Here is a 13,273-nt window from a genome sequence, read left to right as displayed (position 1 = left end):
TCCCGATCGCAGCCGCGATCAGAACGGGTTCCAGGTCGCCTGCGGCGTGAACTTGAGATAACCGAGATTCACGCCGAGCCGCCAGCCGACGCCGGTGCGGATCGGCACCACGGTGATCCCCTCCGCCGTCAGCGCGGTGAAGCCGAAGCCACCGATGAAATAGGCCGAGCCGTCAACGCCCGCGAAGCGCTGGTAGAGCGCATCGACCATCGGGAGGTTGTAGACCAGCATCATCGTGCGGGCGCCTTCGCCGCCGAAATCGAAGCCGATCGAAGGGCCCTGCCAGAACACGCGGCGGTCGCCGGCATTGCGCGTGTAGAGCTGGCCCTCGCCATAGCGCAGGCCGCCGACGAAGGCGCCGGAAGCTTCCTGGCCGAGCACATAGCCATTCGGCTCGCCCCAGCGGCGCACCGCCTCCTCGATGGTGAGCGCGAGACCGCGCGACACATTGCCGAAGAACTTGTGGCCGGAGCCGACGAGCTCATTCTGGCTGAACGATTGCTGGTTCTGATAGTTCTGGGCGAGCGCGGAAAGCGGCCCCCCCGTCAGGCTCGCGCCGGCCACGGCGAGACCGCCCGTGATCAGGTTGCGGCGGGTCTGGGTCATCGGCGACATCTCCAGGCAGGGCGCCAGACGAGGCAGAGCGCCGGGGCGGTTCGATCATCCGTCCGCTCGGCACCCGCGGCTGCGCGGCAGCAAGCCCGGGATGGATGCGATACGGGCCGGGGGGCGGGCCGATCCTGGGCCATCCGCCGCCCGACCGGACGTCGAAGCCCGACGCCCGGCGAATGCGAATCAATTCGGTAACGAATTTGATACGCCGCAAATCTATTCAAGGCGTGAAGATTCCGGAGAGCCGTTCGGCCCGGGATGGGACCTCGACGAGGATTTGATGCGATGAAGGCCGCAACAAGGCAGCGCCGGATATTGCTCGCCGCCGGCCTGCTGTCGCTCGCCCTGAACGGGCCGGCATCCCGCGCGAACTCCCCATCGGCGGCGGCGAGCGCAACGACACCGGTGCCCCTCCCGAGCCTGCCGGACCTGCCTGCCGTCGGCGAGGTGATGCAGCGGGACCTCCACACCGGCCTGGCCATCAACGGCGTCGACCCGGTTTCCTATCGGCTCGGCGCGAAGCCGCTGGCCGGGCGCGCCGAATACGAGCTCATCCAGGATCGTTTCGTCTGGCGCTTCGCCTCGCGGGCCAATCTCGAAGCCTTCCGCGACGCGCCCGGCATCTATATGCCGGCCTTCGGCGGCTTTGACCCGACCGGCGTCGCCAATGGCGTCGCCGTCGAAAGCGATCCCAGCCAGTTCGCGATCATCGGATCGCGCCTGTTCCTGTTCCGCTCGGCCGAAAACCGTCAGCGCTTCCTGCGGGAACCCGGCTTGCTGGCTCAGGCCGAGAGTCGCTGGAACGCGGTGCTGCGCGTGGTCGCCCGCTGACCGGCTCGGCTCAGCCGCCGCAATCCCCGGCGATCGCCCGACGCGCCAGTTTTTCGCTCGACGCCGCCACGAAGGGCGGATTGCGGAACTGCCGCTCGCTGCGCCCGTAATCGGGCAAGGCTCCGTCCAGCGTCAGCACGATACCGCCCGCCGCCGAGAGGATGGCGTCGCCGGCCGCGATGTCCCATTCCATCGTCTGGCCGCAACGGACATGGATGTCCGCCTCGCCCGAGGCGATCAATCCGAATTTCACCGCCGACGAGACCGGGATGCCCTTGCTGCAGCACATCGAGGCGGTGATGCCGTCGCTGCGGCCGTCGCCGTGGAAGCGGCTGACCAGCGCGACCGGGCCTTCGCCCGGAACGGCGCGCACGGCCGTCGGCTGCGCCTCGCCGAACAGGACGCCGTCAGGGCCGAAATCCTGCACATAGGCCCGCGTGCCGGAGAACCAGAGCCGCCCCATCGCCGGGGCGGCGATCGCGCCCGCGATCGGCCGGCCGTCGCTCACCACCGCGATAGCGACGCAATAGCTGTCGCCGCCGGCGAGGAACTCGCGCGTGCCGTCGAGCGGGTCGAGCAGGATGAAGATCGCGCCGGGCGCCGCATCCGGGGCGGTTTCCTCGCTGACGATCGGAAAGCCGGGCAGGAGGCGCGCCAGCGCCTGCTTGGCGGCGTGGTCCGCCGCAAGATCGGCCGAGCAGACGGGCGAACCGTCGCTCTTGAGCGTGACGTCGCGCGCCGCCCGCTTCGCCAGCAGGACCGCCGCACTCAACCCGGCGGCTTCCGCCAGTTTGCGCCCCAGCCCGTCGCGGTCGTGCAGGCGGGGATCGTCATGGCCGATCATCGCGGCCCATCCTTCCCGTGATCGCCCCCGATATGGCGATTAACCACATGAAAACCAAGATAGCAGCATATCAAGCGATAACGACGCCTCAATTCCGGCGCATCCCCGTTTCCAGGACCTCGCCCCCATGACCGACATCTCGCTCGAGCCGCTCGACCTGGCTGCGCTTCTCTGCAGCCGCGTCTGCCACGACGTGATCAGCCCGGTCGGCGCGATTGTCAACGCTCTCGAAGTTCTGGAGGAGGACGATCCCTCGATGCGCGATTTCGCGCTGGAGCTGATCAAGAAGAGCGCACGCGCCGCTTCCGCCCGGCTGCAATTCGCCCGCCTCGCCTTCGGCGCGGCGGGTTCCGCCGGCGCGATGATCGATCTCGGCGATGCCGGCAATGTCGCCAACGGCTTCCTCAACGACGAGAAGCTCTCGCTCGACTGGGAGGCGCCACGCGCCCTGCTCCCGAAGAATCAGGTCAAGCTGCTGCTCAACCTGCTGGTCATCGCGACGCAGGCCGTGCCGCGCGGCGGCAAGCTCGTCTCGCGCGCGACGGTCGACGGCGAGCAGGGTGCGTTCGAGATCACCGCGACGGGCTCGCATGCCCGCATCCCGGCTCATGTCGAGGAGCTCCTGGCCGGCCGCTCGGATACCGGCACGATCGATGCCCACGCCGTCCAGCCGCTCTATACCGGCATGGTCGCCCGCGCGGCCGAAATGGGCATCACCTTCGCCATCGAGGGCGATACCGTGACGATCAAGGCAGCCAAGGCCGCGTGAACGAAAGCGGCCTGAATGATCGTTACCGGTCGAGACGCGATCTCAACCGATCATAAACCGTTCTCCTGCTTTAGTTCCGGCAGCGTTCCGCGTTGAGTGAAGTTCCTGCATGGACGAGCTGCTGCAAGAGTTCCTGACGGAGACCGGCGAGAATCTCGACACGGTCGATCGGGAACTCGTTCGCTTCGAACAGGACCCCAACGACCGCGACATCCTGCGGAATATCTTCAGGCTGGTCCATACGGTGAAAGGCACCTGCGGCTTCATCGGCCTGCCCCGGCTGGAAGCGCTGACCCATGCCGCCGAATCGGTGATCGGGCAATTTCGCGACGGCGCCACCGTCAATTCCATCGCCGTCACCGCGATTCTGGAAACGATCGACCGGATCAAGGACATCCTGGCGGAGCTTGCCGAGAAGGGGCAGGAGCCAGAGGGCAATGACGAGACGCTGATCGGCGAGCTGTTCGCGCTGGCCGAGCACGCCAAGGGCGAACTGACGCAGCAGAATCCGGCGGAAGCGCCGCTCGATCCGGTCGCCGCCTATCTGGCCCGCCATGGCCAGGCCGCGCCCTCCACGGCCAGCGCCGAGGACATCGTCTTCCGCAGCGCGCCGGGTCCGCAGCGCGGACGCGACGGGCGCATCGAAGGCAGCGAAGCCGCCGTCCACGCCGAAGACGCCCAAAGCCCGCCCCGCAGCGGCGGCCCGGCCACGCTGCGCGTCAATGTCGATACGATCGAGCATCTGATGACGATGGTCTCGGAGCTCGTCCTGACCCGCAACCAACTCCTGGAAGTTGCGCGGCGCCAGGAGGATGCCGGTCTCAAGGCCCCGCTTCAGCGCCTGTCGCTGATCACCGCCGAATTGCAGGACGGCGTGATGAAGACGCGCATGCAGCCGATCGGCAATGCCTGGTCGAAGCTGCCGCGCATCGTGCGTGACCTCAGCGCCGAACTTGGCAAGCGCATCGAACTGATCACCGAGGGCGCCGAGACCGAGCTCGACCGTCAGATCCTCGACCTGATCAAGGATCCGCTGATTCACATGGTCCGCAACTGCGCCGACCATGCGATCGAGTTGCCTGCCGACCGGCACGAGGCCGGCAAGCCAGAGCACGGCACGATCCGGCTCGCCGCCTATCACGAGGGCGGCTCGGTCACGATCTCGATCGCCGATGACGGCCGGGGCCTCGACATCGAGCGCATCCGCGGCAAGGCCCTCGCCAGGGGCCTCGCGACCGAGGCGGAGCTCGACAGGCTCAGCGACGCGCAGATCGGCCGCTTCATCTTCGATCCCGGCTTCTCCACCGCCGACAGCGTCACCGCCGTCTCCGGCCGCGGCGTCGGCATGGACGTCGTCAAGGCGAATGTCGATTCCATCGGCGGCACGGTCGATGTCGCGAGCCGCCCCGGGCTCGGAACGACCATCACCATCAAGATTCCGCTGACGCTCGCGATCATCTCGGCGCTGATCGTGGTCGCCGGCGAGGACCGCTACGCCATCCCCCAGATCGCGGTGCGCGAGCTCGTCCGGGCCAAGGCGGGTGACGACAACCGCATCGAGGAGATCAACGGCGCCCCGGTGCTGCGCCTGCGCGGGCGCCTCCTGCCGATCGTCTCGCTGCCGGGCCTCATGGCCTGCCCCGGCAGCGAACAGGCCAGGCGCGTGGATGGCGAAGGCTTCATCGTCGTCACCCAGATCGGCGAACGGCAGTTCGGCATCCTCGTCGACAGCGTCTTCCACACCGAGGAAATCGTGGTGAAGCCGATGTCGAGCAAGCTTCGCCATATCCACCTGTTCTCCGGCAATACCATCCTCGGCGACGGCACCGTCGTCCTGATCGTCGATCCCAACGGCGTCGCCCGTCTTGTCGGCGCGACGACGTCCGAAACCGCGGAAGAGCAACCTCTTGAGGCGGCCACCCAGGTGCACCGTGGCGAGCGCACGACAATGCTCGTGTTCCGGGCTGGCTCCGGCAGTCTCCAGGCCCTGCCCCTGTCGCTCGTGACGCGATTGGAAGAGATCGAGGCCGGCGAGTTCCAGCGCAGCGGCGGCCGCACGCTGCTGCATTACCGCGACCGCCTCGTCCCGGTGACGCCGGTGGCCGAGACGCAGCTGCGCACTGCCGGCATCCAGCCGCTCGTCATCGTCTCGAACGGCGATCTCACGGTCGCGCTCGCCGTCGAGGCGATCGTCGACATCGTCGAGGAGACCTTCGAGCTTGAGATGGCGGCGGCCGAGACGCGCGGCATCATCGGCTCGGCCATGATCCGCGGTCGCGCCACCGATATCCTCGACCTCGCCCACTATCTGCCGCTGAACGAGCCCGGCTGGTTCGCGGCCGGCCGCAACGCCGAGCTTCCCGGCCGAATCCTGCTGGTCGAGCCCTCCGACTTCCTGCGCGACATGCTGAGCCCGGTGCTGCGGGCTTCCGGTCGCATCATCGCCCCGATCGCCGATTTCAGCGAAGCCGCCCTGGCGACCGCGGGCGAACCGATCGTGACCGCCCTGCTCGACCTCGATCGCGACGCCGACGCCGCCTTTGCCTTCGCCGCCCTCCTGCGCGAGCGGGCCAGGGGCGAGCGCCTGCGCATCCTCGGCCTGACCACATGCGCCACGCCCGACCTTCACATGCGCGCGGTCCAGGCCGGTCTTGACGACGTCATCGCAAAATTCGACCGCCGCGCCCTTCTGAGCGAGATCAACGCGGCCGGCTCCGATCTGAGGCAGGCGGCATGATGTCGAGCGAACCCCAGACACCTGTCCCCGCCGCGCCCGGCTTCGGCGACTCGCTCGACTACGTGACGATCCGCATCGGCGAGCAGCTTCTCGGCCTGCCCATCGGCCGCGTTCAGGACGTGTTCATCGCCAACCGCATCACCGTCGTTCCGCGCGCCCCGGACGAGATCGTCGGGCTGATCAACCTGCGCGGCCGCATCGTCACCGCGATCTGCCTGCGCAAGCGGCTGGGGCGCCCGGTCGAACTCCAGCGCGACGGCCAGGGTCGCTACGAATTGACGGCGATCGGCATCGATCATGGCGGCGAGGCCTATGCGCTGATCGTCGATGCGGTCGGCGAGGTCATCCGGCTCGACCGGTCGAGCTTCGAGCCGCTTCCGGTTCACCTCGATCGTGTCTGGGCGGCCCTGGCGACGGGAATCCATCGCCTGGAGGGCGAGCTTCTCGTCGTGCTCGATCTCGACGCCGTCCTCGATCTCGACCTTCGCAGCGCGGCCTGACGGCGGCGCCATCATTCTGGAGACGTCATCATGAAATACTGCCTCGTCGTCGACGACTCAGCGGTGATCCGAAAAGTGGCCCGCCGTATCCTGGAGGGGTTGCAGTTCCGGATCGCCGAGGCCGAGGATGGCGCACGCGCCATCGACGCCTGCAAGGGCGAGATGCCTGACGCCGTGCTGCTCGACTGGAACATGCCGATTATGGACGGCTACGAATTCCTGCGCACGCTGCGCCAGATGCCGGGCGGCAAGCGCCCCAAGGTCGTGTTCTGCACCACCGAGAACGACATCGCCCATATAGCGCGCGCCATGCATGCCGGCGCCGACGAGTACATCATGAAGCCCTTCGACAAGGAGATCGTGGCTTCGAAATTCCATCAGGTCGGATTGCTCTGAGCAGGCAAGTTCCGGTGCGGCTGCGCATCGGGGCTCCATCGCCTGAGATGCCTTCGCCTACGCAGCCGGCCTAGCGAGAAACATGCCGATGTTGTCTCCCCGCGCGCTTCCCGCAAGTCCCGCATCGCGGCACAAGACCGTGGTGATCGCCGACGATTCCGTCGTCGTACGCGGGCTCTTCGCGCGCTGGCTGGGCGAGGCCGGCAATTTCCACGTCGTCGCCGTCGCCGGTGACGGCGAGACCGCGGTCGCCCACGCCACCCGCTTCAAGCCGGACGTGATGGTGCTCGACCTCGACATGCCCGGCGTCGACGGCGCCGCCGCCCTGCCCCAGATCCTCAGGGAAAGCCCGAACACGGGCGTCCTGCTCGCGGCGACGCTCAACGAACGCAACACGCGGCTCGCGCTGGAATGCATGACACGGGGCGCGATGGACGTGGTCTCCAAGCCGGACAGCCGCAGCGGGATGACGCTCTCGCTCGATTTCCGCAGCGAGTTCCTGCTCAAGCTCGGGAATATCGTCCAGGCGCCGGTGAAGCCCGGCTCGCTGCCGCCGGACATCGAGATCGAGCTGCCCCATGCCGGCCCGGTGAACCTGCGCCCGCTCGTTTCTGTGATGCCGCGTTATCTCGTGATCGGCGCCTCGACTGGCGGTCCGCGCGCCGTCGCCAAGGTGCTGTTCGACATCGGCGAGGGGCTGAACGACCTGACGACGGTCGTCGTCCAGCACATGCCGCCGCTCTTCACCGCCTCCTTCGCCGAGCAGGTCGCGGCCCATATCGGCGTGCCCGCCCGCGAGCCCTTCGACGGCGAGCGCCTGATGCGCGGCACTGTCTATATCGCGCCGGGCGGCCGCCATCTCGGCATCGACCGCAGGCTAGGCCATATCGTCGCCCGCATCGGCGACGAGCCGCCCGTCAATTTCTGCCGCCCGGCCGTCGACGTCCTGTTCGGCGATGCCGCTCGTCATCTCGGCGCCGCCGCGCTCGGCCTCGTCCTCACCGGCATGGGCAGCGACGGCACCGAGGGCGCCGGCGCGCTGCGCAAGGCCGGCGCCGCCGTCATCGCCCAGGACGAGCCGAGCAGCACGATCTGGGGCATGCCGGGCTCCGTCGTGCGCGCCCGCCAGGCCAGCACCGTGATCGCGCTCGACGAGATCGGCGCGTCGATACGCTGCCTCGTGCGCGGGGTGCAGCCGGCATGACCGAAGCCGATTTCTCCTTCCTGCGCCTTCTGCTGCAGCAGCGCTCCGGCCTGTCGCTGACCGCGGACAAGCGCTACCTCGCCGAAAGCCGGCTCGGCATCCTCTGCCGCCGGCGCGGCATCGCCGATCTCGAGGCGCTGGTCCGCCAGCTCAGGCTCGGCCGCGATCCGGGGCTTGAAAGCGCGGTGGTCGACGCCATGACCACGAACGAGACGCTGTTCTTCCGCGACCAGACGCCGTTCAACCTGTTCCGGGACGTGATCCTGCCCGAGCGGCTCGCCGCCAACGCCGCCAGCCGCTCGCTGCGGATCTGGTGCGCCGCCGTCTCCAGCGGCCAGGAAGCCTATTCGCTGGCCATGCTGATCGACGAGCTCGGCGAGCGGCTCGCCGGCTGGAGGATCGAGATCCTGGGGACCGATATCTCCGCCGAGATCCTGGAGAAGGCCCGTGCCGGCATCTACAGCCAGTTCGAGGTCCAGCGCGGCCTGCCGATCCAGATGCTGCTCAAGCATTTCCAGCAGGTCGGCGACAAGTGGCAGGTTTCCGAGCGCATCCGCGCGATGGTCACGTTCAAGCCGCACAATCTGCTGGACCACAACGACCAGTTCGGCCGCTTCGACGTGATCTTCTGCCGCAACGTGCTGATCTATTTCGACGTCCCGACCAAGGTGAAAGTACTGGAGATGCTGACTCCGCGCCTTGTGCCGGACGGCGCCTTCCTGCTCGGCGCCGCCGAGACCGTGCTGGGGCTGGCGACGAAGCTGACCTGCGATCCGCAGCATCGCGGCCTTTACCGGCACGCAGCGATGGCTGCGGCTCCCGTGACCACCTCGCCCGCGCCGGGTCTCCGGCCGCGCCCGGCCATCGCTGCCGGCGCGCTGCGCGGCTGAACCGACGCGCCTGGTCGTCCAGAGACTTTGCCTGCAGAGGATGCCCGCGCCCTGAATGCGGGCCGCTCCGTCATGATCGGGCTTGCCCCGACCATCCCCGTCTTCGCTGGTCGGGTGCGGTGTCCAAGACGTGGATGCTTGCTACAAGGGCGAGCATGACGGCATCAGAGCCAGTCCGCCGAGCGAATAAGCGCACAAACAAAAACCCCGCCTCTCGGCGGGGTCCCCGTCGACCTGTCGTGTACATCCGACGATCAGGTCAAGAAATGGTATGCCGTCGCTTCATGACCGCCCGATGACGGTCGGGCGACGGAAATGCGTCAGGCCGGGATGCGCTCTTCCGCCTCGGACGGCTCGCGCAGCACGTAGCCGCGACCCCAGACGGTTTCGATGTAGTTCTTGCCGTCCGACGCGTTGGCGAGCTTCTTGCGCAGCTTGCAGATGAAGACGTCGATGATCTTGAGCTCGGGCTCGTCCATGCCGCCATAGAGATGGTTGAGGAACATCTCCTTGGTGAGGGTCGTGCCCTTGCGGAGCGAGAGCAGCTCCAGCATCTGGTATTCCTTGCCGGTGAGGTGGACGCGGGCCGCGTCGACTTCCACGGTCTTGGTGTCGAGGTTGACGACCAGGTCGCCGGTAGTGATGACCGACTGGGCGTGGCCCTTCGAGCGGCGCACGATCGCATGGATGCGGGCGACGAGCTCGTCCTTGTGGAACGGCTTTGTGAGATAGTCGTCGGCGCCGAAGCCGAGGCCCTTCACCTTGTCCTCGATGCCGGCGAGGCCGGAGAGGATCAGGATCGGCGTCTTGACCTTCGCGACGCGCAGGCTGCGCAGCACCTCGTAACCCGACATGTCGGGGAGGTTCAGGTCGAGCAGGATGATGTCGTAATCGTAGAGCTTGCCGAGATCGACGCCCTCTTCGCCGAGGTCCGTCGTATAGACGTTGAAGCTCTCCGATTTGAGCATGAGCTCGATGCTTTGAGCGGTCGCGCTATCGTCCTCGATCAGCAGAACCCGCATGTCCACGTCCCCAATTTCGCCCGCAGGGCAGGTTTGACCGTTGTTTCCACCCGGACCGTTCGGCCCTGGGCGACGACGCACTTGCCCAATGAAACGCCACGCGACACGCTACGGGGAAATGGTTAACAAACCGTGATTCCCGAGCGCAAGCGCTTCCTCGGAGAAAGTGAACGATCCTTGTCGAGGTGAGTCGAATTTGACACGGATCGCTGAACTTCCCGGCCGCGAAAGCGCCTTTCGCGGAGGCCAGCTTCGGGAAACAGGGCGATAATGGCCCTGCGACACGCGGCAGCCTCGATCTGCAGTCTTAACCACAGAGCTTAACAGCTGGTAAATGAGCGCAATTTGTTAGGAACCCTTACCAAATCATCCACAGGGGTCCCGCCAGCCGATAGCCCTGATCTCCATTTGACCGATAACCTCGACATATCCCGATGAGTTCCCCCTCGCACGGCCATGACCGCCTCTCCGCCCTTGCCACCGCCATCGAGCAGATCGAGGGCGTGACCATCTACGGCCGCGTCATCGGCGTGCGCGGCCTGCTGGTGGAGGTCGCCGGGCCGATCGGAACCATGAGCCTGGGCGGGCGGGTCGGCATCGAGATCGCGCCGGGCACGCGCGTCCCCTGCGAGGTCGTCGGTTTCTCCGGCGACAAGGCGCTGGTCATGCCCTTTGGCGGGCTCGACGGCGTTCGCCGCGGCTGCCCCGTGCATGTCGACCGCGCCCAGCCGGGCCTGCGCCCCACGCCGGCCTGGCTCGGCCGCGTCGTCGATGCGCTCGGCCGCCCGGTCGATGGCGGCCCGCCCTTGCCGCAGGGCGATACGCTCTTCGCCTACCGCAACGACCCGCCGAACGCCCATAAGCGCCGCCGGGTCGGGCGCCCGCTCGATCTCGGCGTGCGTGCGCTCAACACCTTCCTGACCTGCTGCATCGGCCAGCGCATGGGCATCTTCGCCGGCTCCGGCGTCGGCAAGTCCGTGCTGCTCTCGATGCTGGCCCGCTATGCCCAGGCCGACGTCAACATCATCGGCCTCGTCGGCGAACGCGGCCGCGAGGTCCAGGAATTTCTCCAGGAGGATCTCGGTCCGCAGGGTCTCGCCCGTTCGATCGTCGTGGTCGCGACTTCGGACGAGCCGGCGCTGATGCGCAAGCAGGCCGCCCTGACCACGCTGACACTGGCCGAATATTTCCGCGATCGCGGCCTGCAGGTGATGTGCCTGATGGATTCGGTGACGCGTTTCGCCATGGCGATGCGCGAGATCGGATTGGCCGCGGGCGAGCCACCGACCACCAAGGGCTATACGCCGACCGTCTTCGCCGAATTGCCGCGCCTGCTCGAGAGGGCCGGGCCCGGCACCGGCGACGGCGCGATCACCGGCCTCTTCACCGTGCTGGTCGATGGCGGCGACCATGACGAGCCCGTCGCCGACGCGGTGCGCGGCATCCTCGACGGCCATATCGTGATGGAGCGTTCGATCGCCGAGCGCGGCCGCTATCCGGCCGTCAACATCCTGAAATCGGTCTCGCGCACCATGCCGCGCTCCTGCGACCCCGCCTATTATCCGGTCGTGCAGAAGGCCCGCTCGACGCTCGCGACCTATGCCGACATGGAGGAGCTGATTCGCCTCGGCGCCTATCGCCAGGGAGCCTCCGCCGAGGTCGACGAGGCGATCCGCCTCCATCCAGCGCTCGAAGCCTTCCTCAAGCAGGCCAAGGACGACGCGACCCCGCTCCATGAATGCTACGCGCGCCTGGCCGCCATCATGAGCGGCACGGTGTGATGGCGTTGCAAGTCTCCCGCCGCAGGATGTCCGCCCGATGATCGCATCCCTTCTGACCGGCCTCGTCGCCCTGATCCACGTCTATATCGTCCTCCTGGAGATGCTCTGGTGGGACACGCCGCGCGGCCACAAGGCCTTCGGCCTCACGCCTGAATTCGCCGCCCGTTCGAAGGTCCTCGCCGCCAATCAAGGGCTCTATAACGGCTTCCTCGTCGCCGGCCTCGCCTGGGGGCTCTGGCTCGGCCCGGAAGGTTTTTCGATCAAGCTGTTCTTCCTGGCCTGCGTGCTCGTCGCCGGGCTGTTCGGTGCGGCGACCGCCAGCCGCAAGATCCTCTACATCCAGGCCCTGCCGGCCGCGCTCGCCATTGCGGCGCTGTTTGCCCGGATCTGATCCGGCCTCAGCCCCGCGCCACCATCCGCACCAGCGCGAACATCGCGGCGAAGCCGACGGCTTGGATGGCGGCAGAGGTCATCAGCGTCGGGCTGGCGCCGAGGCGCTCGACCATCACCGCGAAGAGCAGCGGCGCGGCGGCGAAAGTCATGTTCTGCGGCACGGTGAGCTTGCCGAGCATCGTCGCGAAGCCGTTGCGCCCGAACAGGGCCAGCGGCAGCGTCGCACGCGCGATCGAGATCACGCCGAGCGCCGCGCTGAACAGCACGATGAAGATCGCCGCGGCCGTGGTCGTCATCGTCACGAAGGGCAACGTCAGGCAGAGCACCGGCCCCAGCAGCAGGCCGAATAGCGCGACCTTCTCGGCCGGCAATCGCTCGCCCAGGGTCGCATCGATGGCGCGCGCAGCGAGCGTGGCGGGACCACTCAGCGTCGTGACCCAGACCGCCTCGGTCTGGGTCAGACCGGCCTGCTGGAACAGGCCGATCAGGTGCAGCGGCAATCCCCAGGAAACGAGCCCGCTGGCGGAAAAGGCGAGCGCCACCAGCCAGAACGCCGCCCGTCGCGCATGTGCCGGCACGCTGCCATGTTCGCCTGCAGAAGCAGCCTCCGGAGCGGTTGCCGATGCGGCAGCCGCGACGGGCGCGCGGCGGTAGCGCGGGATCGCCGCATAGATCGGCAGCACGATCACGATCTGCATTGCCGCGAAGACGAGCACTGTCATCCGCCAGCCGAAAGCGTTCATCAAGGCGGCGGTCAAAGGCCAGAACACGCTGGAGGCGAGCCCCGTGACCAGCATCATCAGGCCGATCACGCGCCGCGTCCTGTCACCCATGAGCTGAGAGATCGTGACATTGCCGGTATTGGCGAGCGACATCGCGTGGCCGAGCCCGATCACGAACCAGCTCGCGAGATAGCTGACAGGCCCCTGCGCCAGCGACAGCACGCCGAGCCCGAGCGCGCAGATCAGCGCGCCGATGCACATCGAGCGACGTGTGCCCTCGCGGTCGAGGATGCGCCCGATCGCGGGCGCCACCAGCGCGCCGGTGATCAGCAGAATGGTGATGCCGCCGAAGACGATCTCGGCATTGAGCCCGATCTCGCGATCGAGCGCGCCGACCAGGACCGAAGGTGAATAGAAGGTCGAGCCCCAGCCGATGATGCGGGTCATAGCCAGGCCGAGAAGCAGGGGGCCGTGCCCGCCGAAACGAGAAGAGGCAGCCAAGACGGGATATCCGCGGAAGCAAAGCGGCCGGTCGGCCGTGCTTCCTGTCTCACTAGATCATCCCGACAGCC

13 protein-coding genes are annotated in these 13,273 nt (G+C 67.5%); 9 read left to right on the top strand and 4 right to left on the bottom strand.

Translation table 11 applies throughout. The features are described from left to right. Positions 1 to 18: 18 nt before the first annotated feature. The gene (locus OCUBac02_RS08025) at positions 19 to 606 is read right to left on the bottom strand and encodes a DUF1134 domain-containing protein (RefSeq protein ID WP_173044760.1); all 588 of its coding nucleotides are present in this window, start codon (positions 604 to 606) and stop codon (positions 19 to 21) included. Positions 607 to 897: 291 nt separating this feature from the next. Here OCUBac02_RS08025 and OCUBac02_RS08020 point away from each other — a divergent pair, with 291 nt between their 5' ends. Next, entirely contained in the window at positions 898 to 1,443 is a 546-nt protein-coding gene (locus OCUBac02_RS08020) for a YHS domain-containing (seleno)protein (RefSeq protein ID WP_244639127.1), read from the top strand. Positions 1,444 to 1,453: 10 nt separating this feature from the next. Here OCUBac02_RS08020 and OCUBac02_RS08015 read toward each other — a convergent pair whose 3' ends face one another. Beyond that, positions 1,454 to 2,287: a 3'(2'),5'-bisphosphate nucleotidase CysQ family protein gene (locus OCUBac02_RS08015; RefSeq protein ID WP_173044758.1), complete on the bottom strand. Its 834-nt coding sequence runs from the start codon at positions 2,285 to 2,287 to the stop codon at positions 1,454 to 1,456. Positions 2,288 to 2,414: 127 nt separating this feature from the next. On the opposite strand from OCUBac02_RS08015, the gene chpT reads away from it, so the two are divergent. From chpT to OCUBac02_RS07985, 6 genes are all read left to right on the top strand, one after another. After that, positions 2,415 to 3,056 carry a histidine phosphotransferase ChpT gene (gene chpT, locus OCUBac02_RS08010; RefSeq protein ID WP_173044756.1) on the top strand — a complete coding sequence of 214 codons (642 nt, stop codon included), beginning with the start codon at positions 2,415 to 2,417 and terminating at the stop codon, positions 3,054 to 3,056. 109 nt (positions 3,057 to 3,165) lie between these two features. Then, positions 3,166 to 5,793 carry a chemotaxis protein CheA gene (locus tag OCUBac02_RS08005; protein WP_173044754.1) on the top strand — a complete coding sequence of 876 codons (2,628 nt, stop codon included), beginning with the start codon at positions 3,166 to 3,168 and terminating at the stop codon, positions 5,791 to 5,793. Next, positions 5,793 to 6,293: a chemotaxis protein CheW gene (locus OCUBac02_RS08000; protein ID WP_156134707.1), complete on the top strand. Its 501-nt coding sequence runs from the start codon at positions 5,793 to 5,795 to the stop codon at positions 6,291 to 6,293. The genes OCUBac02_RS08005 and OCUBac02_RS08000 overlap by 1 nt, the downstream gene beginning before the upstream one ends. 30 nt (positions 6,294 to 6,323) lie before the next feature. Then, positions 6,324 to 6,689, top strand: coding sequence for a response regulator (locus OCUBac02_RS07995; protein WP_038359309.1), 366 nt, complete (start codon positions 6,324 to 6,326; stop codon positions 6,687 to 6,689). An 88-nt stretch (positions 6,690 to 6,777) separates the two neighbouring features. After that, positions 6,778 to 7,893 (top strand): chemotaxis-specific protein-glutamate methyltransferase CheB, encoded by a 1,116-nt coding sequence (gene cheB / locus OCUBac02_RS07990; RefSeq protein WP_173044752.1) that lies wholly within the window; start codon positions 6,778 to 6,780, stop codon positions 7,891 to 7,893. Continuing rightward, positions 7,890 to 8,783 (top strand): CheR family methyltransferase, encoded by an 894-nt coding sequence (locus OCUBac02_RS07985; RefSeq protein ID WP_173044750.1) that lies wholly within the window; start codon positions 7,890 to 7,892, stop codon positions 8,781 to 8,783. The genes cheB and OCUBac02_RS07985 overlap by 4 nt, the downstream gene beginning before the upstream one ends. Positions 8,784 to 9,103: 320 nt before the next feature. Here the strand turns inward: OCUBac02_RS07985 and ctrA are convergent, their stop codons facing one another. After that, complete coding sequence (gene ctrA, locus OCUBac02_RS07980) at positions 9,104 to 9,805, bottom strand: response regulator transcription factor CtrA (RefSeq protein ID WP_047580924.1); 702 nt, start codon at positions 9,803 to 9,805, stop codon at positions 9,104 to 9,106. A gap of 434 nt (positions 9,806 to 10,239) precedes the next feature. Between ctrA and fliI the strand changes: the two genes are divergently transcribed. Both fliI and OCUBac02_RS07970 read left to right on the top strand, forming a co-directional pair. Further along, positions 10,240 to 11,586, top strand: a complete 1,347-nt coding sequence (fliI, locus tag OCUBac02_RS07975) for a flagellar protein export ATPase FliI (RefSeq protein WP_173044748.1) — start codon at positions 10,240 to 10,242, stop codon at positions 11,584 to 11,586. Between the two features lie 37 nt (positions 11,587 to 11,623). Further along, the gene (locus OCUBac02_RS07970; protein WP_173044746.1) at positions 11,624 to 11,977 is read left to right on the top strand and encodes a DUF1304 domain-containing protein; all 354 of its coding nucleotides are present in this window, start codon (positions 11,624 to 11,626) and stop codon (positions 11,975 to 11,977) included. 7 nt (positions 11,978 to 11,984) lie between these two features. Here OCUBac02_RS07970 and OCUBac02_RS07965 read toward each other — a convergent pair whose 3' ends face one another. Then, positions 11,985 to 13,202: an MFS transporter gene (locus tag OCUBac02_RS07965; RefSeq protein ID WP_173044744.1), complete on the bottom strand. Its 1,218-nt coding sequence runs from the start codon at positions 13,200 to 13,202 to the stop codon at positions 11,985 to 11,987. Positions 13,203 to 13,273 lie beyond the last annotated feature (71 nt).

It is taken from the genome of Bosea sp. ANAM02, assembly GCF_011764485.1.
GTDB lineage: Bacteria > Pseudomonadota > Alphaproteobacteria > Rhizobiales > Beijerinckiaceae > Allobosea.
The sequence above is the reverse complement of the archived record's forward strand: the minus strand, read 5'-3'. Positions and strand labels throughout refer to the sequence as shown.